Here is a 23,091-nt window from a genome sequence, read left to right as displayed (position 1 = left end):
GGGAGAGGCGCGGCATGCCGGCAATCGTCCTCATCGGCGCCCAGTGGGGTGACGAGGGCAAAGGTAAGGCCACCGATCTTCTCGGTGGCCGGGTTCAATGGGTGGTGCGTTACCAGGGGGGCAACAACGCCGGCCACACGGTGGTCCTCCCGACGGGGGAGAACTTCGCGTTGCACCTCATCCCGTCGGGGATCCTCACCCCGGGCGTGACGAACGTGATCGGCAACGGCGTCGTCGTCGATCCGGGAGTACTGCTCACGGAGCTGCGCGGCCTCGAAGAGCGCGGCGTGGACACCGAACGCCTGCTCATCTCAGCCGACGCGCATCTGCTGATGCCCTATCACGTCGCGATCGACAAGGTCGTCGAACGGTACGCCGGCAGCAAGAAGATCGGCACCACCGGCCGCGGTATCGGCCCGTGCTACCAGGACAAGATCGCGCGGCAGGGCATCCGCGTCGCCGACGTGCTGGACCCGGCGGCGCTGGCCGAGAAGATCGAGGGCGCACTGGAATTCAAGAACCAGGTGCTGGTCAAGATCTACAACCGCAAGGCGCTCGACGCCGGCGAGGTGGTGGAGAACCTGCTGGCGCAGGCCGAGGGCTTCCGGCACCGCATCGCCGACACCCGGCTGCTGCTGGGCACCGCGCTCGAGCGCGGGGAGACGGTCTTGCTGGAGGGCTCGCAGGGCACGCTGCTCGACGTCGACCACGGCACGTATCCCTTTGTGACGTCGTCGAATCCGACGTCGGGAGGGGCGGCGGTCGGCTCCGGCATCGGACCCACCCGCATCACCACGGTGCTGGGGATCCTCAAGGCCTACACCACGCGCGTCGGGTCGGGTCCGTTCCCCACCGAGCTGTTCGACGAGTACGGCGAGTACCTGGCCAAGACCGGCGGCGAGGTGGGTGTCACCACCGGCCGTCGCCGTCGCTGCGGGTGGTTCGACGCGGTCATCGCGCGGTACGCCACCCGGGTCAACGGGATCACTGACTACTTCCTGACCAAACTCGACGTGCTGTCGAGCCTGGAGACGGTGCCGATCTGCGTCGGCTACACCGTGGACGGCAAGCGCACCGACGAGATGCCGATGACCCAGAGCGACATCGCCCGCGCCGAGCCGATCTACGAGGAGCTGCCCGGCTGGTGGGAGGACATCTCGGGGGCGCGGGAGTTCGACGACCTGCCCGCCAAGGCGCGCGACTACGTGTTGCGTCTGGAAGAGCTTGCCGGCGCCCATGTCTCGTGCATCGGCGTCGGTCCCGGGCGCGATCAGACGATCGTGCGCCGCGACGTCCTCGGATGAGTGACGACCCACGGACACTCGATCCGGACTACGACAGCCACGGCGGCTTCCCGAACTTCGAGCCGGCCACCCCCGGCCCGGGGTTCGGTCGCTTCCTGACGGCGATGCGCCGCGCCCAGGATCTGGCGGTGTCGGCCGCCCCCGACGCCGGCACCTGGGACCGCGCGGCCGATCTGGCCGAGTCGCTGGTCGACCTGCTGGCGCCGTCCGAGGCCGGCGAAGGGGTGGGTCCGGCGAACCGAGTGCCCTCGCTGCCCGGTGCGGGCAGCCTGCTGATGCCCCCGTACCGGGTCACCGAATTCACCGCCGACGGCGTCGAGCTGCAGGTACAGTTCAGCCGGTTCTCGGTGGGCGGGAACCACGCCGTGCACGGCGGTGTGCTGCCGCTGCTGTTCGACTCGGTCTTCGGGATGGTGATCCACGCGACCGGGCGCCCGATCAGCCGGACCGCATTCCTGCACGTGGACTACCGCAAGGTGACCCCGATCGACACGGTGCTCACCGCGCGGGGCTGGCTGCGCGAGGCGCAGGGCCGCAAGGCGTTCGTCAACGCCGAGCTGCGCAACCCGGACGGCGACCTGCTCGCCGAGGCGAACGGATTGATGATTCGGCTGCTCCCCGGACAGCCGTGACGCTTGCTGCAGGGGGGCGATGGAGAAGGGCCTTCGCGACTTCCTGCTGATCTGGTGGCGGCAGCCGTTCGACTTCGCTTGGACGGCAAGGCATCTGCGCTCGCGGGGAATGCTGCGCATCCACCAGGTCTTCATCGGCGCCTTCTCGCTGCTCTACGGGCTCATCGCGCTGCTGACGATGCTCTGGGCGTCCCGGGACGGCGGCGCCGTCAGCGGTCAGGCACTGGTGCTGGTGGTCGCGATCAGTTCGGCGGTGCTGGGGCTCATCTGGATCGTCGGCCCGTTCCCCACGGAACGGCAGTCGGCGGCCTTCGCGGTCTACGCCGATTTCGCGGTGCTCGCCGTGATCGCCTGTTATCAGGACGCCTTCACCGCGATGCCCGGGCTGGCGCTGCTGGCGGCCAATGGCATCTACATCGTGGTGGCCCACGGACCCCGCGCGCTGGCGCTGCATCTGGTGTTCACCGTCGCGGCGTTCGGGTGGATGTACGCGCTGGCTCTCGCCCAGGACACCGCCGAGCCGAGCGTGGTGACGGTGCGCCTGCTGGTGCTGCTGCCGACGGTGGTGGGCGTTCCGGTGATCGTGCAGTCCTACCTGCTGGCGCTGCGGATGGGAGCGGTCGACGCGCTCTACGACCCGCTGACCCGGCTGCTCAACCGGCGCGGACTGGACGACGAGGTCATCGGTCTGGTGCCCGCGGGCGGCGCGCACCTCGGGGTGTTGGCCGTCGACATCGACAAGTTCAAGGCCGTCAACGACGGCCATGGTCACGACGCGGGCGACCGGGTGCTGGTGTCGGTCGCCAACGCGGCGCGCGACGCGGTGACGTCCCTGCGGGTGCGCTCGGTGATCGCCCGCACCGGGGGCGAGGAGTTCGTCCTCGTCGTCGACGCCGGCCCCCGCACGGTGCTGGACGTGGCCGACCGGTTGCACGAGGCGGTGGCCCGCTGTGACACCACGGTGGTGCCGACGATCAGCGTCGGCGTCGCGACGGCATGGACGTCCGACCGGGAGCTGCCGACGGCGATTCGGGCCCTCATCGAGCGTGCCGATGCGGCGATGTACCGCGCCAAGGGCGCCGGTGGCAACTGCACGGTCAGCGCAGATGACGCAGTTCCCGCCGGGGAGTGAGCCCGCGTGCCAGGATGACGCCGTGACCCACGCTTCCGGACGTCAGCTGCGGAGCCTGACCACGCCGCGGGCGGCGGCGCTGGCCGGGGTGTTGTTCGCCGTGCTGTTCGGCACCGTGCTGGTGGTGCTGCGCACCTCGCTGCCCCCGGGAGGGGAGCTCGGGTCGCAGTGGGTCGACGGCACGAGTGCGCGGTTGAAGCTGGCGGTGGTGCTGATGCCGTTCTCGGGCATCGCGTTCCTGTGGTTCATCGGGGTGCTGCGCGACGGCCTGGGCCGGCTGGAGGATCAGTTCTTCACGACGGTGTTCCTCGGCAGCGGGCTGCTGTTCCTGGCGATGATCTTCGCCTCGACCGCCGTCGGGGCGGGGCTGCTCGCGAGCAAGCAGTTCGTCGCCGAGGCCGGCGCCCGCACGGAGGTGGCCGCGTTCGGCCAGGGTCTGCTGGTGGCACTGGCCAACACGTACGCGCTGCGGATGGCGGCGGTGTTCATGATGTCGCTGGCCACCATCTGGCTGCGGACCCGGCTCATGCCGCGCTGGTTGGTGGTGGTGACCTATCTGGTCGCGGTCGCGGTGCTGGTCGCGAGCGACGTCAGCCCGTGGACCACCGTCGCCTTCCCGGTGTGGGTGCTGCTGGTGAGCCTGCTGTTGTTGTTCACCCCTGCAGCGTCAACGCACTTGCCGGACAGAGCTTGACGGCTTCGCGGGCGTGGTCGGCGGGCTGGCCGTCGACGTCCTCGGTGAGGACCACCACGATGCCGTCGTCGTCCTGATCGAAGACCTCGGACGCCACCATCACGCAGTTGCCGGCCTGGATGCACAGCTCACGATCGGCCGAAACCTTGCTCACCACATCACTCCCATAACACCTCCAACGACTTCAGACCGTAGATGAAATGGAACGACCGGAACTCCACGTCGGCGAAATCCTCGGCGAGCCCCAGGTTCGGGAACCGGCGCAGCAGCGCCGGGAACGCGATCTGCATCTCCATCCGGGCCAGTGGGGCACCGAGGCAGTGGTGCACGCCGTGGCCGAACGCGAGGTGTCCGGGCGTGCCCCGGCCGATGTCGAGCGTCTCCGGTGCGTCGATGAACGCGGGATCGCGGTTGCCCGCCGGCAGGGACGCGAACACCAGTCGGCCCGCGGGGATCTCGACGCCTGCGATCTCCACGTCGGTGGTGGTGATGCGCGGGATCGAGGTCTGCACGATCGACAGGTAGCGCAGCAGTTCCTCGATCGCCGGGGCGACCGCGGCCGGGTCGTCGCGGACCGCGGCCAGCTGCGCGGGGTGACGCAGCAGTGCCAGTGTGCCCAGCGCGAGCATGTTCGACGTGGTCTCGTGGCCGGCGAGTAGCAGCAGCCCGGCGACGCCGATCAGCTCGTCGTCGGTGAGCTCGTCGCCGTGGTCGCGCACCAGCATGCCGAGGATGTCCTCCCCGGGCTCGGCGCGGGCGCGGCTGACCAGCGACGCCATGTAGGCCCGGCCTTCCTGCTGCAGCTCGAGCCGTTCCGGTATCGGGATCGACAGGTCGAGCTGACGGCCGCTGCGGCGCTGGAAGTCGTCGCGGTCGGCGTAGGGCACGCCCAGCAGCTCGCAGATCACCAGCGACGGGATCGGCAGCGCGAAGTGTTCGACCAGGTCGGCCGGCGGGCCCGCGGCGGCGAGCGCGTCGAGCTGGGCGTCGACGATCTCGACGATGCGGGGCTGCAGCCGCTTGATGCGCCGGATCGTGAACTCCGGGGTGAGCATGCGCCGAAGGCGTTGGTGCTCCGGCGGATCCAGGCCGAGCAGGTTCCCGGCCCGGTTGCGGGCCGCCTCCTGCTCGTCGATCGGCGGGGCGCCGGGGACGACGAACCCGGGCGGCCGGCCGTTGGAGAACCGCGCGTGATCCGACAGCACCGTCTTGACGTCGTCGTAGCGGGTGACGAGGAAGACCTTCAGGCCGAACGCGTTGGTCACGATCTGCACGCCGACGTTGTCGCGGATCTCGCGCAGTGCCGGCGTCGGGTCGAGTCCGTCGCGGCGCATGTGCAGCGGGGGCAGCCCGGGCTCCGGTTCGGCGCGGGTGTCGGCCTGACTCATCACACGACGCTACCGGCACGGCGGCGCAGCTACGGGTGCGCCGCCGCCCCGGCGCGGTGCCGTCCGCCGGCCCCGGCGGCGTCGGGTCCGTCGCCGGCATCCTGCAGCGCAGGCCACCAGATCTTGGGACCGATCAGCGTGAACAGGGCCGGGATCACCACCGTGCGCACCACGAAGGTGTCCAGCAAAATGCCGAGGCCGACGATGATGCCGACCTGGGTCAGCGCGATCAACGGCAGCACCCCGAGCACGCAGAACACCGCGGCCAGCACGATGCCCGCGCTGGTGATCACCGCACCGGTCGCCGACACCGCCCGCACGATGCCGTCGCGGGTGCCGTGCTCCGGTGTCTCCTCCCGCGCGCGGGTCACCAGGAAGATCGTGTAGTCGACGCCGAGGGCGACCAGGAACAGCAGCGCGAACAGCGGAACGCTGTTGTCCAGGGCGGGGAACCCGAACAGGTGCACGCTCGCCCAGCCGCCGAGTCCGAGCGCGGCGAGTGCGCTGAGCACCGTGACCGCGACCAGGACCAGGGGTGCCAGCGCGGAGCGCAGCAGCACGAACAGCACCAGCAGCACCACCGCGAGGATCGCGGGCACCACCACCGCGCGGTCGTGGCCGGCGGCCCCGGCGGCGTCGCGGGCCTTGGCGTCCGATCCGCCCACCAGGCCGGCGGGGTCGGCGCCGTGCACCGCGTCGCGCAGCGCGTCGATCGTGTCGAACGCCTCGTCGGTGGCGGGCGCGGCGGCCAGCACCACCGACCACTGGGTCAGGCCCTGCGGTGAGGTGCCCGCCGGGGTGGCGGAGACGACGCCGGGGGTGGCGGTGATCGCGCGCTGCACCTCGGCGGTGCGGTCGGTGGAGGCGATCACCAGGGTGGGATCGGTCAGGCCGCTGGGGAAGTGGTCGGCCAGTGTGTCGAAACCACTGACGGACTCGGCCTGCACGCGGAACTGTTCGGTCTGGGACAGGCCGATCGGGGTGCGCAGCAGCCCGGTGCACAGCAGCGCCAGCGCGCCGATCGCGACGATAGACACCAGCGCGGGCCGGCGCGCCACGCCGTCGGCGACCCGGTGCCACGCCCCGCCTTCGGTGAGTGCGGTCGCTCCGACGCGGGGGATGAACGGCCAGAACAACTTCCGGCCGAACAGGTCGAGGAACGGCGGCAGCACCAGCAGCACGAACACCGCGGCGACCACCAGGCCGGACGCCGCCTGCACCCCGAGGCTGCGGGTGCTCGGGGACGTCGCGAACAGCAGCGTCAGCAGGGCCAGCACCACGGTCGCGTTGCTGGCGATGATCGCCGGTCCGGCCCGGCGGACCGCCGTGCTGAGCGCGTCGTGGTGAGACTCGTTGCGGCCCAGCTCTTCTCGATAGCGGGAGATCAACAGCAGCGCATAGTTGGTGCCCGCGCCGAACACGAGCACGCTGGTGATGCCGGTCGTCGACCCGTCGGGTGACATGCCGAGCCCTTCGGCGACGGCGCTGCCGACCACGCCGCCGACCCGGTCGGCGAACGCGATGACCAGCAGGGGCACCAGCCACAGCACCGGTGAGCGGTAGGTGACGATCAGCAGCAGCGCGACCACCGCCGCGGTGACGGCCAGCAGTGTGAAGTTGGCTCCGGAGAACGAGTCGGCGATGTCGGCGCCGAACGCCGGTCCACCGGTGACCTCGGCCTTCAGGTCGTCCGGCAGGCCGTCGGTGGCCGCCCCGCGCAGCGCTTTGACCTCGTCGGTGAGCGCGAAGCCGGACAGGTCGGAGTTCAGCGGCACCACGGCGATGGCGGCCTGCCCGTCCTCTGAGACCTGCACGGGCGGTCCGGCGTTGTTCGCGCCCGCGGCGGTGAGCATCCGCTGGCGCGCCTGGTCGGCCGCGTCGCGGTCGGCCGTGGACAGAGCGGCGCCGTCGTCGCGGGTCAGTACGAGCAGGACGGGCGCCTGGTCGCCGCCGGGGAATTCGGCACGGACGGCGTCCGCGCGGGCCGATTCGGCAGCGGTGGGCACGGGAACGGGGGACTGATCACCGGAGTCGCCGCCGCCGAGGAGGCCCATCAACGCACCGGACGCGACGATGACGACGAGAGCGATCAGCCAGGAAAGTCGTCGGCTCATGCCCACGAATATTTCAGATAATTAACAATTAATCAAATGAACTTTCCGGCTAAGGTGGGGACCGTGCAGGATCCCGACCGCCCGGCGCTGGAGGCGCTGATCGCCGCCGACGTGCGGGCGCTCACCGCCCAGTCCGATCAGATCGGTCACGATTTCGCCGGACGCCACGCGATGACGGCCAACGACTTCCGCGCGCTGCTGCACATCACGGTCGCCGAGACCACCGGCGAGCCGCTGGCGGCCGGCGAGCTGCGCACCCGGATGGGGATGTCCGGCGCCGCGATCACCTACCTGGTCGAGCGGATGATCACCTCCGGTCACCTGCTGCGCGAGCCCGACCCGGCCGACCGGCGCAAGGTGAAACTGCGCGTCGCCGAGCACGGCATGCAGGTGGCCCGCGAATTCTTCACCCCGTTGGCCGAACACCTCCGCGAGGCGCTGGCGGAGCTTCCCGACGACGATCTGCGGGCCGCGCACCGGGTGTTCGGCGCCGTCGTCGATGCGATGGGGGCGTTTCGCGACGATCTCGCGGGCGATCCGGCCGGTGGTTCTGGCAGGCTGGAGGCTCGATGAGTGAGACGGGTGAGGGTGAGACGACGGCGGCCGAACCGACTTCGGTGCTGCTGCTGAGCGGTGGCGAACGGACGCGGGAGCTGGCGCCGGCCTTCGAGCGGCTGGGTGCGCGGGTGACGGTCTCCGACGACATGGCGGCGATGACCGACGCCGACGCGCTGACCGGCCTCATCGACGCGACCGGCCCCCGGTTCGTGGTGGCCGATGCGGGCGGCGTGGCGACCGACGCGCTGCTCGCCGCCGCGGAGCGCGAGGACGTCGACGTGTTCCCCACGCCGCGCGCGCTGCGGCTGTCGGTGGACGGTGAGGGGCTGCGACGGCTGGCCGCCGACGAGCTCGGCCTGCCGACGGCGCCGTTCTGGTTCGCCGGCTCGGTCGAGGAACTCACCGCGGTCGCCCAGCACGCCGGTTTCCCGCTGCTGGTCAAACCGATCGCCGCGGTCCCGGGTGAGGGCGAGTCGGTGGTGCTCCGGTCTGACGATGTCGAGCCTGCGTGGCGGCGCGCGGTGGCGGGCGGCCGGCTCAGCCTGCACCGCGTCCTGGCCGAGACGGTGGTCGAGGTCGACGTCGAGGTGACGCTGCTGACCGTGCGCACCACCGGTCCCGCCGGTCCGGCCGTGCACTTCTGCGAACCGATCGGCCATCACCGGCCCACCTCCGGCACGCTGGAATCCTGGCAGCCGCATGCTCTTTCGCCGGCGGCCCTGGACGCGGCGAAGTCGATCGCGGCGCGGATCGTCAACTCGCTGGGCGGACGCGGTGTCTTCGCGGTCGAGCTGCTGGTGCGCGGCGACGAGGTCTACTTCACCGATGTCCGGCCGCGGCCGCAGGACAGCGCGCTGGTGACGCTGCGTTCGCAGCGGCTGTCGGCCTTCGAGCTGCACGCCCGGGCCATTCTCGGCCTGCCGGTCGACACCATCATGATCTCGCCCGGCGCGATGGAGATCGTCGACGTCGATACCGAGACCGACACCGATCCCGCTGTCGGCGACGCCACGCTGCGCGCCGTGCTGGCCGACGCGCTGGCGGTCGCCGAGAGCGACGTCCGGTTGTTCCCGGCGGGCGAGGGGCGCGGCCGGCGGACGCTGTCCACCGCCACCGCCCCGGATCCGATCGTGGCCCGCGACCGCGCCCGCCGGGTGGCGTCCGCGCTGCGCAGGTTGTCGTGACCGAACCCGATGACACGTCGACCGGCTCGACCGCGACGCCGTTCCTGGGTGCGCTGGCAATCATTGTGGCCATCGTGATCGCAATCTGGCTCTTCAACGTTTTCTCCCACGACGAGCTCACCGACTCCCAGCAGATCGGCCGGGCCGCCGTGGGCCAGAACGACGCGCTGCAGCGCGGTGACTTCGCGGACTTCCGGTCGTTCACCTGCGCGGCCGAGGCCGGCGACGAAGCGAAAGTGACTGCGGCCCATCGTGACTCGGTGGCCAAGAGGGGCGAACGGTTCGTCGACGGCGTCTCCGACGTGGCCGTCGACGGGGACCGGGCGACTGCGTCGGTCACCTACCACTTCGATAAGGATCCGGACGCGAAGCAGACCGTCGAGGCGACCTTCCTCAAGGAGGCCGGGGCCTGGAAGGTCTGTTCGACCGGTCCCAGCTAGCTGTGGGACACTCACGACCGTGAGCTACGCCGGAGACATCACGCCTGAGGAGGCCTGGAAGCTGCTGAGCGAGAACCCCGATGCGGTGCTGGTGGACTGTCGCACCGACGCCGAGTGGCGCTTCGTCGGCGTGCCCGACCTGACGTCGCTGCACCGCGACACGGTGTTCATCGAGTGGAACCGCACGGACGGCTCCCGCAACACCGGCTTCGTCGACGACCTGCTGGCCGCCGGGATCACCCCGGGTGACCGGCCGGTGGCGTTCCTGTGCCGGTCCGGCAACCGGTCGATCGGCGCCGCGGAGGCGGCCACCGAGGCGGGCATCGGGCCGTCCTACAACATCCTCGACGGCTTCGAGGGCAACCTCGACGAGCACAAGCACCGCGGCGGCACCGGGTGGAAAGCCGTCGGCCTGCCCTGGACGCAGTCATGAGCGAGTCGATCCGCACCCCGGCGCCGCTGCCCGAGGGCGTCAGCCAGGCCACCATCGGCGTCCGGGGCGGGCTGTTGCGGTCGGGCTTCGAGGAGACCGCCGAGGCGATGTACCTGACGTCGGGTTACGTCTACCAGACGGCCGCCGACGCGGAGAAGGCGTTCACCGGCGAGGTCGATCGGTACGTCTACTCGCGCTACGGCAATCCGACGATCTCGATGTTCGAGGAGCGGTTGCGCCTGCTCGAAGGCGCCCCGGCCTGTTTCGCGACGGCCACCGGCATGTCGGCGGTGTTCACCGCCCTCGGCGCGCTGCTCGGCGCGGGCGACCGGTTGGTCGCCGCCCGCAGCCTGTTCGGCTCGTGCTTCGTGGTGTGCAACGAGATCCTGCCGCGCTGGGGCGTGGAGACGGTGTTCGTCGACGGTGAGGACCTCTCCCAGTGGGAGGAGGCTTTGTCTGATAGGTCGAGACCGACCAGTGCGGTGTTCTTCGAGACGCCGTCGAACCCGATGCAGTCGCTGGTCGACATCGGCGCGGTCTGCGACATGGCCCATGCGGCAGGCGCAAAGGTGGTGCTGGACAACGTCTTCGCTACACCGATTTTGCAGCAGGGTTTCCCGCTGGGTGTCGACGTCGTCGTCTACTCGGGTACCAAGCACATCGACGGGCAGGGCCGGGTGCTCGGCGGCGCGATCCTCGGTGACAAGGAGTACATCGACGGGCCGGTGCAGAAGCTGATGCGCCACACCGGGCCCGCGCTGAGTCCGTTCAACGCGTGGACGCTGCTCAAAGGGCTGGAGACGCTGGCGCTGCGGGTGGACCATCAGAACGCCTCAGCGCTGCGCGTCGCGGAGTTCCTCGAGTCGAGTTCGGCCGTCAGCTGGGTGAAATATCCGTTCCTGGAATCACATCCGCAGTACGACTTGGCGAAGCGACAGATGACCGGTGGCGGCACGGTCGTGACGTTCGAGCTCGCGGGCGGCACCAAGGAGCGGGCGTTCGAGGTACTCGACAAGCTGCAGATCGTGGACATCTCGAACAATCTCGGCGATGCCAAGTCGTTGATCACCCATCCGGCGACCACCACCCACCGCGCGATGGGGCCGGAGGGGCGGGCCGCGATCGGGCTGGGCGACGGCGTCGTTCGCATCTCGATCGGTCTGGAGGGCACCGAGGACCTGATCGCCGACCTGGCTCAGGCGCTGGCGTAGGTGTCGCGGCGATCCGAGCAGAAGAAGGCGCGCCGCAAGAAGCGGCGCGCGGTCCGCGATGACGCCTGGGTGCCGGCGCGTGTCGCCGAACAGCTCGAAATCGCGGCCGAACTCGAGGATTTCGACGCCCGTCTGACCGAGCGTGGCTGGGAGTTCTCCGAGGACGTCGACGACGAGACCGGCGCCGCCTGGTACTGGCCGGCGTCGGAGGCCGAGGTCGCCGACGAGGACGAGGTCGTCAACGTGACGGTGGTGCTGCTGACCCCCGAGGACGAGGGCGAGGTGGCCCACGTGGTGTTCGTCGGCACCGCCGACGACTACCAGTTCAACCTGTCCGAACTGTTCGAGCACCTCGACACGATCGAGGCCTACCGCCTCGGCGATCCGATGCCAGTGTTCGCCTGACGGATCGCCTTGCTGACCGCTGCGGGTGCGTCCAGCGGGACGAACGTCGACGCGTGCGGCACGTCGACGGTGGTCGCATCGGGGAACAGCGCGGCGAGTCGGCGCCCGAGTGCCGGGGTGAAGCAGCGGTCGTCCTGACCCCACACCACGGTCACCGGTTTGGTGAAGCGGTGCAGCCGGGGTGCGACGTGGGTGAGATCGGTTCCGCCGATTCCCCGGGCCAGCGCGGCGAAGTCACCGGCGATGCGCCGGTCGGTGCGCGCCGGCGTCAGCCACGATGCGGTCAGTGCCGGATCCAGGTTCTTGGCGAGCAGGCCGTAGCCGAGCGGTGAGTGCCGCAGTGCCGTCGGACCCATGGTCGCCATCAGCGCGGTGACAGCCGGACGTGTGCGCATCATCGCGAAGACGGCGTTGAAGGGGAACGGCGGAAACTTGTCGAACGCATCGCAATTGGTCAGCACGAGGCGGCCGATGCGCTCGGGGTGGGCGTCGATCAGGAACTGGCACACGCCACCGCCGGTGTCGTTGCCGACCAGCGTGACGTCCTCGAGATCCAGGGCGACGAGGAGGTCGTGCACCAGATCCGCGACACCGGTGGGCGTCAGCGCGGCGCGGTCGTCGACCGGGATGCGGTGGGCGCCGAGGGGGAGGTCGGGTTGCAGGCAGCGGAATCCCTGACCGGCCAGGTCGGCGGCGACGGCGTCCCACAGTCGGGAGTCGACGAGCGCGCCGTGCACGAAGACGACGGGCGGGTAGGCGGAGTCCTTGGGGCCCGACTCGCGGTATTCGACGGTGGCCGCAGGCACGGTGACGGTGGGCATAGCGGTTATCCTTCTCGTCGACATTTACAAACACTGAGTACGAAAGTTACGTACAGACTGTATGAAAGTCAACCCCCCGCCCCGGCGGTCCCAGGCGGAGCGCACCGCGGCCACGCGTGCGAGTCTGCTGGCTGCATCGCGGAAGTTGTTCGCTGTCAACGGTTTCGCCGATGTGTCGACGCAGTCGATCGTCGAGGCGGCGGGGGTGACCCGCGGCGCGCTGTACCACCAGTTCGCCGACAAGACCGAACTGTTCGCGGCGGTCTACGAGGAGATCGAGGGCGAACTGGTCGCGGACATCGTCACGCGGCTCGGGGACGCGGCGCCGGCTGATCAGCGGCAGGCGATGAAGACCGGTGCGCGGCTGTTCCTGGATCTCTGCTCTGCCCCCGAGGTGCAGCGGATCATGCTGGTCGACGCGCCGGCGGTGCTGGGTTGGGAGCGGTGGCGCGCGGTCGGGATGAAGTACGGGCTCGGCGTCATCGAGGCGATGCTCGGTCAGGCGATCGCCGACGGGGTGATCCCGGATCAGCCGCGGCGGCCGACGGCGCACGTGCTGCTCGGCGCACTTGATGAGGCGGCGCTCTACATCTCCCGCGCCGAAGATCAGGACGCGGCGAAGCAGGAGATGTACGCCGTGTGCGACCGCCTCATCGACGGCATCGCGCGTTAGCAGTCACAGGTGGCGGCGTCCAACGGTGCCGTGAGCGGATCCTTGGCGCGGAGTTCCTGGCCGCGATCCGTCTCGACGGGAAAGCCTTCGCGGGCCCAGTATTCGAAGCCGCCGATCATCTCCTTGACCTGGTAGCCGAGCTTCGCGAACTCCAGGGCGGCACGGGTCGAGCCGTTGCAGCCCGGCCCCCAGCAGTACGTCACGACGGGTACGTTCCGGGGGATCTCCCGGGTCGCCCGTTCGGCGATCTCCGCGGTGGGCATGTGGACCGCTCCAGCGATCCGCCCCTGGTCCCAGGCGCTTGTTCCGCGGGCGTCGACGAGCGCGAACGCGACGCCGTTCTCCTGGTCGGCGTGCACATCCGAGGCGTCGGTTTCGACGGCGAGTTTGCCGGCGAAGTGCGCCACGAGGAGTTCCGTTGGGGTGGCAGGCATGAGGAAACGATATTCAGGGCGCGGATGGGTTTCCAGGGAAGTATCGCGGCGTTACCGGGAATCAAGCGGTGATTTCGTGGCATCGTGTCGTCATGGCCGCGAAACTCCCGTTTCGGCTCGACAAGGTCGACACGGCGATTCTGCAGGCGTTGCAGACGCGCGGGCGGCAGAGCGTCGCGGAGCTTGCCCGGCACGTCACCATGAGCCACAGCGCCGCCGCCGAACGCGTACGTCGGCTCGAAGAGTTCGGTGTGATCACCGGTTACGGCGCTCAGGTCGATCCGGAACGGCTCGGGTTCTCGATCCTGGCCTTCCTGCGGCTGCGCTACCCGAGCGGCAATTACGACCCGCTGCACCGCCTCCTCGCCGATCTCCCTGAAGTCCTGGAAGCTCACCACGTCACCGGCGACGACTGCTTCATCATGAAGGTCGTCGCCACCGACATGAAGCACCTCGAACGGCTCAGCGGCAGGATCGGCGCACTCGGCAGCGTGACCACCAGTGTCGTCTACTCTTCGCCGTTGTCGTCGAGACCGCTGCTGCCCCCCGAGGGCGACAGCTAGTTCTTGTCGGCGCCCTCGACGACGCCGAGTGCTGCCTGCGCGCGCTGTTCGTAGCTCTGCCGCTTGGTGGTGTCGAATTCGAGGAAGACGTTGTCCAGGCCGAGCTTCCGGTTCATCCAGCGTCGCCCGCGCGGGCCCAGCATTTGGGCGGCCTGCGCGGTGAACCGAAGGAACGGCGGGACCGACACGTGCGTTTTGGGCTTGTTGAGCGTCTTCACGATGGCCGCCGCGATGTCCTCGGGCTCAACGGGTTTGGTGCCGGGCGTCTCCTTCGTGCCGGAGATGAGCTCGGTGTTGGTGAACGGCGGCATCACCACCGACACGTGCACGCCGTGCGGGGCGACCTCGTCGGCGAGCGCGGCGGACAGCCCGACGACACCGAACTTCGCGCCCACGTAGACGACCTGGCCCGGTACGGGGATGACGCCGGAGAGCGACGCGATGTTGATGATGTGGCCGCGCCGGCGGGCGATCATGTCGGGCAGGGCGAGCTGGCATCCGGCGATGACGCCGTAGAGGTTGACCTCGATCGACGACCGGATCGACTGCTCGGACTGCTCGAGGAACGGTCCGATCGGCATGACGCCGGCGTTGTTGATCAGCACGTCGATGTGGCCGCCGCCGTCGGTGCGGGCCTTGTCGAGGAAGGTCGCGAACGACTCGCGATCGGTGACGTCCAGCGGGTAGCCCGATACCGGTCCGAGGTTGGAGAGCTTGGCGACCGACGATTCCTGCAGGGCGACGTCGCGGTCGCCGATGACCACGCGCGCGCCGCGCTCGAGGAGGGCGGTGGCGGTGGCGTAGCCGATGCCTCGTGCCGCCCCGGTGATGGCGATGGTCTTACCGCGGATGTTGTCCATGTGGCCGAACTTTACACGTGTCAAGTTTTTGGGGGAAGTGTGCGGCCCCTACATCATTTCCGACCTCGTGGAGCATCCATCCACAGATTTCTCGGCGCTGCCCGGGTTATCCACAGCACGATGATGAGTGCTGCTGAGCTGCACGGAAATCACTAACATCGAACGTATGTACGATTCCGCGGTGCCGCCGGTGGCGTCGCTGGCTGGTGCCGGCGATGCGGATCTGGTCGACATCGTGACCGGGTGTGGGGTGGCGGCGGCGCGGGCCGAGGCGGTGAAGCTGGCCGCGATCGTGGAGTTCTGGGAGCGCCGCCGTGCACCGGAGCGGGCCCGCTGGGCCTGTGATGATTGGGACGCCGCCGCCGCGGAGATCGGGTGCGCGCTCAACATCAGCTCCGGACGCGCCTCAGGACAGATGACCCTGGGGTTGGCGTTGCGGGACCGGTTCCCGCGGCTGGGCCGACTGTTGGCGGCGGGGCGGGTGCCGTTGTCGCTGGTGACGACGATCGTGTTCCGCAGCGCGCTGGTGGTGGACCCGGCCATCCTGGCCAGGTTGGACGGCATCGTCGTCGACGCCGTGCGGGAGTGGGGGCTGCTGTCGCAGAAGAAACTCGAGACCGCCATCGACGCCACGATCNCTGGCCAGGTTGGACGGCATCGTCGTCGACGCCGTGCGGGAGTGGGGGCTGCTGTCGCAGAAGAAACTCGAGACCGCCATCGACGCCACGATCGAGCAGCACGACCCCGATGCGGTGCGCCGGCTGCGCACCGGGATGCAGGGCCGCTCGTTCACCATCGGTGACCGCGATGACCGCACCGGCCTGACGAGCGCGTTCGGGAAGTTGGCCACCCCCGATGCCGCGGTGCTGGCCCACCGACTGTCGGTGATGGTCCACTCGGTGTGCGAGAACGACCCCCGCACACTGGATCAGCGCCGCGCCGATTCCCTGGGGGCGATGGCGGCGGGGTCGTTCGTGCTGACCTGCCGCTGCGCCACCCCGGACTGCCCCGCCGCGCAGCTCGACGACGGACGTGGGTCGCGTTTCACGATCACCGTGATCGCCGAGCCCACCGCCCTGGATGCCACCGTCGACCCCCAGCTGCACGGCGAACCCGCCGAGCAGCCCGCGCCCGCGCCCGAGCCAGAACCGGAACCGGAACCCGCCAAGCCACAACCGGATTCACAACCTGCGCCGCAGCCCGAGCCCGCACGCCGCACGGCGGCGTTGATCCCTGGCTTCCGCAATGCGATCCTGCCCGCGCCGCTGCTGGCCGAGTTGATCGCCCACGGCGCGACCGTGCGGTTCCTCACCGACCCGGCCGCCCTGGGCGCCACCGACGGCTACCGCCCCTGCGCTGCGCTGGAGCGGTTCGTCCGCGCCCGCGACCTGACCTGCCGCTTCCCCGGCTGCGACCGGCCCGCAGTGTTCGCCGACATCGACCACACCGACCCTTACCCGCACGGCGCCACTCACGCCTCGAACACCAAATGCTATTGCCGCCAACATCATCTGGTGAAAACGTTCTGGGAAGGCTGGACCGACACCCAGGCCGCCGACGGGACCGTGCGGGTCACCACACCCACCGGACACACCTACACCACCAAACCGTTCTCGACACTGCTGTTCCCGTCCTGGAACACCACCACCGGACCCCCACCACCGGCATCGGGGCCCACGCCGCCGCGCCGCTCCGGGCGGGGGCTGATGATGCCCACCCGACGACGCACCCGCGCCCAGAACCGCGCCGCCTACATCACCCGCGAACGCGAACTCAACGCCCTCCAACGCCAACACGANACCCGACGACGCACCCGCGCCCAGAACCGCGCCGCCTACATCACCCGCGAACGCGAACTCAACGCCCTCCAACGCCAACACGAACGCAACGCCAAACGCCAACCCTGGCAGGACAACACCGCCATCACCCCCGAACCCGACTACGGCGACGACCCACCACCCTTTTAGGACTAGGGGTACAGGTCGTGGTGCCGCCACCATTGATAAGGAGCCGTCTGGGGGTATCCCGGCGGCGAGTCCTCCCAGGTTTCCTGGCGCCCCAGGGCGGTGATGTCGAGGAAGTTCCAGGTGTTGACGAACGCCTCGTCTCCGCGGTTGTTGACGAAGTAGGTGCGGAAGATCTCGTCGCCATCCGGACCCGGCCGGCGGATGAACGCGTTGGTGCCATGCCACTCGTCGACGCCGAAGTCCACGTCGAACATGCCGTCCTCACCGGGAATCATGGTGTACCACGGGATGTTCCAGCCCATCGTCGCCGAGATCCGGGCGATATCGGACTGCGGTCCGCGGGACACGTACACGAGCGTGGTGTCGCGAGCGTTGAGGTGCGACAGGTTCCCGATGTGATCGGCCATCAGCGAACACCCCACGCAGCCGTGGTCCGGCCAGCCGCCGACCCCGGGATCCATGAACGCCCGGTACACGATCAACTGCCGACGCCCGGCGAACAGATCGATCAACGTCGCCGGGCCGTCGGGACCCTCGAACCGGTAGGTCTTCTCCACCGGCGTCCACGGCATCCGCCGCCGCCTCGCCGCCAGCGCATCACGCGCCCGGGTGAACTCCTTCTCCTCAACCAGCATGTCGGCCAACGCCGTCTCCCACTCCTGCGCCGACACGATGCGGGGCTCCATCGGTTCTCCCTTCCGCCGGAAACGTTCAACACAAGCGTTGAACGTCATGACCTTCAGGACACCACCTCGCGCCGCTATAGTCAACAAGATGGTTGAAGATTCGACGCTGGACCGGGCGTACGCCGCGCTCTCGGATCCGACCCGTCGGCGACTGCTGGAGGCGTTGCGCGACGGCGACGCGCGCATCACCGATTTGGCCGCACCGCTGCCGATGAGCTTCGCCGGCGTCTCCCGCCACGTCGGCGTGCTCGAATCGGCCGGCCTGGTACGTCGCGAGGTCCGCGGTCGCGAACACTGGCTGTCGCTGCACCCCGACGGCCTGTCGTCCGCACGCCAGTGGATCGACGAGCAGAGTGACTTCTGGTCGGCGCGCGCCGACGCACTGTCCGAGCGCCTGCGCCGCAAGGCCACGCCCCGATGACCGATCCCGTCGTGCGGGTGCGCCGCGTCCTGCCCGCCGTGCCCGAGGTGGTCTTCGACGAGTGGCTCGACCCCGAGGCCCTCGCCGAATGGATGTGCCCGCGGCCCTCGCGGTGCGTCGCGATCACCGTCGAGGCGCACGTCGGCGGCCGCGTGCGCTTCGACGTCGACGACTCCGGCCGCCTCGTCCTGATCACCGGACAGTTCCTCCACATCGACCGCCCTCACCGGCTGCGCTTCACCTGGAGCCACTCCGGCTGGGCCGACCCGACCGCGACGAGCATCGTCGACGTGGCCTTCGAACCCCACGGCGCTGACGAGACCCTGATGTCGATCGAACACAGCCTGCTGCCCGCCGAAGGGTTCGCCGACCACGACCACGGCTGGGCCGTCACCGCGGACCAATTGGTGACGGTGCTGTCTCTGCGCTAGACGGCGCACCCGCCAACTGGCGAAAGTTTCACTCACCGTGAGCAAATGCGCGCGCGGGGAAATGCGCAGCCGCGCTGTGCGTTAGACAGGAAGGTGATGTCCGTGTCAGCCGTCGACGAGGTGCAGTTCGTGGCCGTCCACCAGGACGACCCGCTCGCCGCGCCCCTGATCGACGAACTCGCCGTCGAGTACGCCGAGCGCTACGGCGGCCTGCGCGACCGGGTGCACGCGTGGCTGCGCGGCTACCCGGCCGCCGAGTTCGAGCCGCCGGCCGGCGGTCTGCTGATCGGGCTCCTCGACGGGCAACCCGTCACCGGCGGCGCCTTCCGCCGGTTCGACGCCGACACCGCCGAGCTGAAGCGCATCTGGACCGACAGCCGGCACCGCCGTCGCGGCCACGCCAAGACGCTGGTCGCCCGCCTCGAAGCCGAGATCGCCGCCCGCGGCTACCGCCGTGTCTACCTGACCACCGGCGACCGCCAACCCGAAGCCGAAGCGCTCTACCTCTCGATGGGCTACACCCGCCTCGCCGAACCCCTGACCAACGAGGGCGAGAGCTATCCCGTCGCATTCCTGAAGACACTGCCGTGAGCGTCCCGCTCTCCGTTCTCGACCTGTCGCCGATCCCCGAGGGCGCCGACGCCGGCACCGCGCTGCGCAACACCGTCGACCTCGCCCGCCACGCCGAACAGTGGGGATACCAACGCTTTTGGGTCGCCGAACACCACTTCGTCGATGTCGCCGGATCCGCCCCCGCCGTACTCATCGGCCAGATAGCCGCCGCCACCGAGCACATCAGGGTCGGTGCGGCCGCCGTCCAGCTCGCACACACCACGGCCGTCGCCGTCGTCGAGACCTTCGGCATGCTCGACGCGTTCTTCCCCGGACGCATCGACCTCGGCGTCGGCCGGTCGGGTCAGCGCCGGCGCGAGGCGCTCCAGGCCGCGACCCCGGCCCCGGAGCCGCGACCCTGGCGTGACGTCGACGGCGTGGTCGTCCCGCCACCCTTCGACGTCAGCGCGATGATGCGCAATCCCGTTCTGCGCGTGCGGATGTCGCAGCTCCAGCAACCCGAGGCCGTCGCGCCCGACTTCGGTGTGCAGGTCGAGGAGATCCTGGCAATGCTGCGCGGCGACCACCGCGTCGACGACGTCCCGATCCAGCCCCGGCCCGGCACCGGCGCCGCCCTCACCCCGTGGGTGTTCGGCAGCAGCGCAGGCAGCAGCGCCCAGGTCGCCGGCGCGCACGGGCTGCCGTTCGTCGCGAGCTACCACATCACGCCGGCCACGGCGCTCGACGCCGTCGACGCCTACCGCGCCGCGTTCCGGCCGTCGGCCCACCTGTCCGAGCCGTACGTCGTGGTGTCCGCCGACATCGTCGTCGCCGACGACAGCGCGACGGCCACCCACCTGGCGTCCAGCTACGGACACTGGGTGCACGCGATCCGGGCCGGCGACGGCGCCGTTCCCTACCCGGACCCCGACGGGGTCGCCCCGCTGACCGAAGACCAGCGCGCCGTCGTCGCCGACCGCCTCGCCACCCAGTTCGTCGGCGACCCCGACGAGGTCGCGCACGGCCTCGACAGGCTGCAGCGCGCGACCGGTGCGGACGAACTCGTGGTCACCTCGATGACCCACCGGCACTGCGACCGGCTCCGATCGCACCGCCTGCTCGCGCAGCGGTGGCGATAGGCTTGCCGGTGTGTCGCAGGCGACCGTGGGATGGTTGATGCTGGCCGCTGCCGCGTTGACCTTCGGCTTCGGCGTCCTGTCCCGTGTCTTCATCGGCCGCCGCCGCTTCACCAAGGGTGTCCGCCGGCTCGTGCACGCGTTCCGCCGCACCGGCATCGCCCGGGTGCTGTTCGGCCGCTTCGATGACGACGTGCTCAACGACGACGAACTCGACACGATGATCCTGATGCCCGCGATCGTCGTCGCCTGCGGGCTGGCGCTGACCGCGATCTTCCTGCTGGGCTACGACACCCTCGTCTGAGCCGCCCGGGCGGCCTCGGCCACCCGGCCACGCCAGAGCGGCCCGTGCCCCGGCAGCATCACCTCGGCCTCGACGGCAGCCAGCGTGTCCAGGCTGCGGCGGCATGCGTCCTCGTCGTGGTTGAAGATCGACGGCAGCAGCTGCGGTCCCGGCCGGGATGCGACGGGATGGTCGGTGATCAACGCGTCGCCGCTGACCAGTACCCCGTCCACCAGATACGAGCAGTGCCCCCCGGTGTGCCCGGGGGTGGCGATCGCCTGCGGCGCGCCGGGCAGCCCCGCGGCGACCTCGTCGGTCAGGGCCTGCGTGGTCGGGATGCCCTCGTGGGTGAGCGCGCCCCTGCGGGTGATCGCCACCGACCACTTCAGGAACTTCGGCTGCCACGCACGGCCGATGATGTCGCGCGGGGAGGCCTGTTCGAGGTATTCGCGCCGGGAATGGCGAACCTCGGTGCCGTGGCAGTACACCGGGGTGCCGTGCGCCTGCGCAAACCAGATCGCCGTGCCCAGATGGTCGATGTGCGCGTGGGTCAACAGGATCGCCCGCACGTCGGCCGGCCCGAAGCCCAGCCGGCCCAGCGACCAGAGCACATCCTCGCGGTGGCCGGGGAAGCCCGCGTCGATCAGCACCGCCCCGCCGTCGCCGGCGACGATTGTCCAGTTGACGAGATCGGTCTCGACGAAGTGGACGCGGTCGGTGACGGCCGTGAGTACCGGTGGCATCAGGCGAGTGTAGAAACATAGGTATGGCTGAACTGAAACTGGGCTACAAGGCGTCGGCGGAGCAGTTCGCACCCCGTGAACTCGTCGAACTCGCGGTGCTGGCCGAGGAACACGGCATGGACAGCGCGACGGTCAGCGACCACTTCCAGCCGTGGCGCCACGAAGGCGGGCACGCGCCGTTCTCGCTGGCGTGGATGACCGCGGTCGGCGAGCGCACCAAGCGGCTGGTGCTCGGCACGTCGGTGCTCACCCCGACGTTCCGCTACAACCCTGCCGTCATCGCCCAGGCCTTCGCGACGATGGGCTGCCTGTACCCCGACCGCATCTTCCTCGGCGTCGGCACCGGCGAGGCGCTCAACGAGATCGCCACCGGCTACGAGGGGGAGTGGCCGGAGTTCAAGGAGCGCTACGCGCGGCTGCGCGAATCGGTTCGGCTGATGCGCGAGCTGTGGCTCGGTGACCGCGTGGACTTCGACGGCGAGTACTACACGACCAAGGGCGCCTCGATCTACGACGTGCCCGAGGGCGGCATCCCGATCTACATCGCCGCCGGCGGCCCGCAGGTCGCCAAGTACGCCGGCCGCGCCGGCGACGGCTTCATCTGCACCTCGGGCAAGGGCGAGGAGCTGTACAAGGACAAGCTGATCCCGGCGATGCGCGAAGGCGCCGAGGCGGCGGGCAAGAACCCCGACGACGTCGACCGCATGATCGAGATCAAGATCTCCTACGACACCGACCCCGAGCTCGCGCTGGAGAACACCCGCTTCTGGGCGCCGCTCTCGCTGACCGCCGAGCAGAAGCACTCCGTCCACGATCCGATGGAGATGGAGAAGATGGCCGACGAGCTGCCGATCGAGCAGGTCGCCAAGCGCTGGATCGTCGCCTCTGATCCCGACGAAGCGGTGGAGAAGGTCAAGGATTACGTGGGGTGGGGCCTGAACCACCTGGTGTTCCACGCCCCCGGCCATGACCAGAAGCGCTTCCTCGAGCTGTTTCAGCGCGACCTCGAACCGCGGTTGCGGCGCCTGGCCTGACGCTCCCGATACCCGCGAGATGATCCGCATTCTCGCGACGGTGCTCGGCCTTCTCGGGCTCGCCGCCGCGCTGGTGGGCCTCGGCGTCCGTCATGTGCCGCTGACGTCGCAGCCGGTGCTGATCGTCGCCGCGGCCGCCCCCTATCTGGTGCTGGCCGCTCCCATCGCTGCGGTGCTCCTGCTGCTCGGCCGGCGCTGGCTGTTGGTCATGGTCGCGGTGGCGGTCACCGCCGCGGGGGTGCTGGTGTACCTGCCGCGCTACCAGGTTCCCGGCGCTGCCGCGGTCCGGTCGGTCGAGGTCCGGGTGCTGACCACCAATCTCGGGATGGGCCAGGCGGATTCGCAGGCGTTCGTGGCGCTGGCGCGCGACGGGGCGGACATCGTCGCGGTGCAGGAGATGACCCGGCAGGCCGCCGACGGTCTGTCGGAGGCGGGGATGGACGCCGCGTTTCCGTACCGGGTGATCGCGCCTGCGGCGCTGGCGTCGGGCATCGGGATCTGGAGCAGGCACCCGATCGTGAACTCGGGCCGCATCGACGGATACGCGCTGCCGATGATCGGCACCCGGATCCGGATTCCCGGCGTCGTCGTGGACACCACGGTGCTGTCGGTGCATCTGGCCGCGCCGTGGCCGCAGCCGATGGATCACTGGCGGGCGGACATCGGAAGGCTGCCCGGCACGTTGGACGAGGTGGGCCGCGCCGCCGGAGCGGGTGCGGTGATCGTTGCCGGCGACTTCAACGCGACCGCCGACATGGCGCCGTTCCGCGCACTGCTCGACGGCGGTTACTCCGACACCGTCGCCGGGGCCGGCCTCGCCCGCACCTACCCGTCGCGCGGAATGTGGTTGCCGCTCATCGGGATCGATCACATCCTGGTCAAGAACGCTGACGCCGCCTCGGCGCGGACGGTGTCGGTGCCCGGTGCCGACCACCGCGGCCTGCTGGCCACCCTGCGGCTGCCGGTCGACATGACGGCGAGCTGAGGCGGCC

General features: G+C 69.9%; 27 protein-coding genes and 2 pseudogenes. 21 read left to right on the top strand and 8 right to left on the bottom strand.

Annotated features, from left to right (window positions below; genetic code table 11):
* Positions 1 to 14: 14 nt before the first annotated feature.
* The 4 genes from MCHUDSM44219_RS14380 to MCHUDSM44219_RS14365 are packed head-to-tail and all read left to right on the top strand — an operon-like array spanning position 15 to position 3,762.
* Complete coding sequence (locus MCHUDSM44219_RS14380; protein WP_048418909.1) at positions 15 to 1,304, top strand: adenylosuccinate synthase; 1,290 nt, start codon at positions 15 to 17, stop codon at positions 1,302 to 1,304.
* A complete protein-coding gene (locus tag MCHUDSM44219_RS14375) occupies positions 1,301 to 1,936 on the top strand; it encodes a PaaI family thioesterase (RefSeq protein WP_048418908.1) in 636 nt (211 codons plus the stop codon). Before MCHUDSM44219_RS14380 ends, MCHUDSM44219_RS14375 begins: the two co-directional genes overlap by 4 nt.
* 19 nt (positions 1,937 to 1,955) lie before the next feature.
* The gene (locus MCHUDSM44219_RS14370) at positions 1,956 to 3,068 is read left to right on the top strand and encodes a GGDEF domain-containing protein (protein ID WP_048418907.1); all 1,113 of its coding nucleotides are present in this window, start codon (positions 1,956 to 1,958) and stop codon (positions 3,066 to 3,068) included.
* 22 nt (positions 3,069 to 3,090) lie between these two features.
* The gene (locus MCHUDSM44219_RS14365) at positions 3,091 to 3,762 is read left to right on the top strand and encodes a hypothetical protein (protein ID WP_048418906.1); all 672 of its coding nucleotides are present in this window, start codon (positions 3,091 to 3,093) and stop codon (positions 3,760 to 3,762) included.
* Here the strand turns inward: MCHUDSM44219_RS14365 and MCHUDSM44219_RS14360 are convergent.
* From MCHUDSM44219_RS14360 to MCHUDSM44219_RS14350, 3 genes are read right to left on the bottom strand one after another with little or no spacing between them, the layout of a single operon-like run.
* The gene (locus MCHUDSM44219_RS14360) at positions 3,722 to 3,916 is read right to left on the bottom strand and encodes a ferredoxin (protein WP_082162208.1); all 195 of its coding nucleotides are present in this window, start codon (positions 3,914 to 3,916) and stop codon (positions 3,722 to 3,724) included. The two genes, MCHUDSM44219_RS14365 and MCHUDSM44219_RS14360, sit on opposite strands and share 41 nt — an antisense overlap.
* Before the next feature lie 4 nt (positions 3,917 to 3,920).
* Complete coding sequence (locus MCHUDSM44219_RS14355; protein WP_048418905.1) at positions 3,921 to 5,150, bottom strand: cytochrome P450; 1,230 nt, start codon at positions 5,148 to 5,150, stop codon at positions 3,921 to 3,923.
* Between the two features lie 29 nt (positions 5,151 to 5,179).
* The gene (locus MCHUDSM44219_RS14350) at positions 5,180 to 7,264 is read right to left on the bottom strand and encodes an MMPL family transporter (RefSeq protein WP_048418904.1); all 2,085 of its coding nucleotides are present in this window, start codon (positions 7,262 to 7,264) and stop codon (positions 5,180 to 5,182) included.
* A 36-nt stretch (positions 7,265 to 7,300) separates the two neighbouring features.
* On the opposite strand from MCHUDSM44219_RS14350, the gene MCHUDSM44219_RS14345 reads away from it, so the two are divergent.
* From MCHUDSM44219_RS14345 to MCHUDSM44219_RS14320, 6 genes are read left to right on the top strand one after another with little or no spacing between them, the layout of a single operon-like run.
* Complete coding sequence (locus MCHUDSM44219_RS14345) at positions 7,301 to 7,837, top strand: MarR family winged helix-turn-helix transcriptional regulator (RefSeq protein WP_413783606.1); 537 nt, start codon at positions 7,301 to 7,303, stop codon at positions 7,835 to 7,837.
* Complete coding sequence (gene purT, locus MCHUDSM44219_RS14340; protein WP_048418903.1) at positions 7,834 to 9,006, top strand: formate-dependent phosphoribosylglycinamide formyltransferase; 1,173 nt, start codon at positions 7,834 to 7,836, stop codon at positions 9,004 to 9,006. The genes MCHUDSM44219_RS14345 and purT overlap by 4 nt, the downstream gene beginning before the upstream one ends.
* Positions 9,003 to 9,446, top strand: coding sequence for an Rv0361 family membrane protein (locus MCHUDSM44219_RS14335; protein WP_048418902.1), 444 nt, complete (start codon positions 9,003 to 9,005; stop codon positions 9,444 to 9,446). The genes purT and MCHUDSM44219_RS14335 overlap by 4 nt, the downstream gene beginning before the upstream one ends.
* Positions 9,447 to 9,465: 19 nt before the next feature.
* On the top strand, positions 9,466 to 9,879 hold the full coding sequence (locus tag MCHUDSM44219_RS14330) for a rhodanese-like domain-containing protein (protein ID WP_048418901.1): 414 nt from the start codon (positions 9,466 to 9,468) through the stop codon (positions 9,877 to 9,879).
* On the top strand, positions 9,876 to 11,090 hold the full coding sequence (locus MCHUDSM44219_RS14325; RefSeq protein WP_048418900.1) for an O-succinylhomoserine sulfhydrylase: 1,215 nt from the start codon (positions 9,876 to 9,878) through the stop codon (positions 11,088 to 11,090). The genes MCHUDSM44219_RS14330 and MCHUDSM44219_RS14325 overlap by 4 nt, the downstream gene beginning before the upstream one ends.
* Positions 11,091 to 11,495 carry a hypothetical protein gene (locus MCHUDSM44219_RS14320; RefSeq protein ID WP_048418899.1) on the top strand — a complete coding sequence of 135 codons (405 nt, stop codon included), beginning with the start codon at positions 11,091 to 11,093 and terminating at the stop codon, positions 11,493 to 11,495. It abuts the gene before it with no gap.
* On the opposite strand, the gene MCHUDSM44219_RS14315 is transcribed toward MCHUDSM44219_RS14320, so the two are convergent.
* A complete protein-coding gene (locus MCHUDSM44219_RS14315; protein ID WP_048418898.1) occupies positions 11,459 to 12,316 on the bottom strand; it encodes an alpha/beta fold hydrolase in 858 nt (285 codons plus the stop codon). The genes MCHUDSM44219_RS14320 and MCHUDSM44219_RS14315 overlap by 37 nt on opposite strands.
* 61 nt (positions 12,317 to 12,377) lie before the next feature.
* Between MCHUDSM44219_RS14315 and MCHUDSM44219_RS14310 the strand changes: the two genes are divergently transcribed.
* On the top strand, positions 12,378 to 12,989 hold the full coding sequence (locus MCHUDSM44219_RS14310; RefSeq protein ID WP_048418897.1) for a TetR/AcrR family transcriptional regulator: 612 nt from the start codon (positions 12,378 to 12,380) through the stop codon (positions 12,987 to 12,989).
* On the opposite strand, the gene MCHUDSM44219_RS14305 is transcribed toward MCHUDSM44219_RS14310, so the two are convergent.
* On the bottom strand, positions 12,986 to 13,423 hold the full coding sequence (locus MCHUDSM44219_RS14305; RefSeq protein ID WP_048418896.1) for a rhodanese-like domain-containing protein: 438 nt from the start codon (positions 13,421 to 13,423) through the stop codon (positions 12,986 to 12,988). The genes MCHUDSM44219_RS14310 and MCHUDSM44219_RS14305 overlap by 4 nt on opposite strands.
* A 92-nt stretch (positions 13,424 to 13,515) precedes the next feature.
* Here MCHUDSM44219_RS14305 and MCHUDSM44219_RS14300 point away from each other — a divergent pair, with 92 nt between their 5' ends.
* Entirely contained in the window at positions 13,516 to 13,986 is a 471-nt protein-coding gene (locus MCHUDSM44219_RS14300; protein ID WP_048418895.1) for an Lrp/AsnC family transcriptional regulator, read from the top strand.
* Here MCHUDSM44219_RS14300 and MCHUDSM44219_RS14295 read toward each other — a convergent pair.
* Positions 13,983 to 14,846 (bottom strand): SDR family oxidoreductase, encoded by an 864-nt coding sequence (locus MCHUDSM44219_RS14295; protein WP_048418894.1) that lies wholly within the window; start codon positions 14,844 to 14,846, stop codon positions 13,983 to 13,985. The two genes, MCHUDSM44219_RS14300 and MCHUDSM44219_RS14295, sit on opposite strands and share 4 nt — an antisense overlap.
* A gap of 166 nt (positions 14,847 to 15,012) precedes the next feature.
* Between MCHUDSM44219_RS14295 and MCHUDSM44219_RS31020 the strand changes: the two are divergent.
* Both MCHUDSM44219_RS31020 and MCHUDSM44219_RS31015 read left to right on the top strand, forming a co-directional pair.
* Positions 15,013 to 15,483, top strand: a pseudogene (locus MCHUDSM44219_RS31020) (DUF222 domain-containing protein); the annotation flags it as partial.
* Positions 15,484 to 15,517: 34 nt separating this feature from the next.
* A pseudogene (locus tag MCHUDSM44219_RS31015) lies at positions 15,518 to 16,644 on the top strand (HNH endonuclease signature motif containing protein); the annotation flags it as partial.
* 171 nt (positions 16,645 to 16,815) lie between these two features.
* On the opposite strand, the gene MCHUDSM44219_RS14285 reads toward MCHUDSM44219_RS31015, so the two are convergent.
* A complete protein-coding gene (locus tag MCHUDSM44219_RS14285) occupies positions 16,816 to 17,499 on the bottom strand; it encodes a DUF899 domain-containing protein (protein WP_048418893.1) in 684 nt (227 codons plus the stop codon).
* Positions 17,500 to 17,587: 88 nt separating this feature from the next.
* Between MCHUDSM44219_RS14285 and MCHUDSM44219_RS14280 the strand changes: the two genes are divergently transcribed.
* From MCHUDSM44219_RS14280 to MCHUDSM44219_RS14260, 5 genes are all read left to right on the top strand, one after another.
* Positions 17,588 to 17,920, top strand: coding sequence for an ArsR/SmtB family transcription factor (locus tag MCHUDSM44219_RS14280; RefSeq protein ID WP_048418892.1), 333 nt, complete (start codon positions 17,588 to 17,590; stop codon positions 17,918 to 17,920).
* Entirely contained in the window at positions 17,917 to 18,351 is a 435-nt protein-coding gene (locus MCHUDSM44219_RS14275) for an SRPBCC family protein (protein ID WP_048418891.1), read from the top strand. The genes MCHUDSM44219_RS14280 and MCHUDSM44219_RS14275 overlap by 4 nt, the downstream gene beginning before the upstream one ends.
* 96 nt (positions 18,352 to 18,447) lie before the next feature.
* Positions 18,448 to 18,942, top strand: a complete 495-nt coding sequence (locus MCHUDSM44219_RS14270; protein ID WP_048418890.1) for a GNAT family N-acetyltransferase — start codon at positions 18,448 to 18,450, stop codon at positions 18,940 to 18,942.
* A complete protein-coding gene (locus tag MCHUDSM44219_RS14265) occupies positions 18,939 to 20,042 on the top strand; it encodes an LLM class flavin-dependent oxidoreductase (protein WP_048418889.1) in 1,104 nt (367 codons plus the stop codon). Before MCHUDSM44219_RS14270 ends, MCHUDSM44219_RS14265 begins: the two co-directional genes overlap by 4 nt.
* Positions 20,043 to 20,079: 37 nt before the next feature.
* Entirely contained in the window at positions 20,080 to 20,343 is a 264-nt protein-coding gene (locus MCHUDSM44219_RS14260) for a hypothetical protein (RefSeq protein ID WP_048418952.1), read from the top strand.
* Here MCHUDSM44219_RS14260 and MCHUDSM44219_RS14255 read toward each other — a convergent pair.
* Positions 20,325 to 21,065, bottom strand: a complete 741-nt coding sequence (locus MCHUDSM44219_RS14255) for an MBL fold metallo-hydrolase (protein ID WP_048418888.1) — start codon at positions 21,063 to 21,065, stop codon at positions 20,325 to 20,327. The genes MCHUDSM44219_RS14260 and MCHUDSM44219_RS14255 overlap by 19 nt on opposite strands.
* 23 nt (positions 21,066 to 21,088) lie before the next feature.
* Between MCHUDSM44219_RS14255 and fgd the strand changes: the two genes are divergently transcribed.
* Positions 21,089 to 22,099, top strand: a complete 1,011-nt coding sequence (gene fgd / locus MCHUDSM44219_RS14250; protein WP_048418887.1) for a glucose-6-phosphate dehydrogenase (coenzyme-F420) — start codon at positions 21,089 to 21,091, stop codon at positions 22,097 to 22,099.
* A 19-nt stretch (positions 22,100 to 22,118) separates the two neighbouring features.
* A complete protein-coding gene (locus MCHUDSM44219_RS14245; protein WP_048418886.1) occupies positions 22,119 to 23,084 on the top strand; it encodes an endonuclease/exonuclease/phosphatase family protein in 966 nt (321 codons plus the stop codon).
* The last annotated feature ends 7 nt before the right edge of the window (positions 23,085 to 23,091 follow it).

This window comes from Mycolicibacterium chubuense, from assembly GCF_001044255.1.
Taxonomy (GTDB): Bacteria; Actinomycetota; Actinomycetes; order Mycobacteriales; family Mycobacteriaceae; genus Mycobacterium; species Mycobacterium chubuense.
The sequence above is the reverse complement of the archived record's forward strand: the minus strand, read 5'-3'. Positions and strand labels throughout refer to the sequence as shown.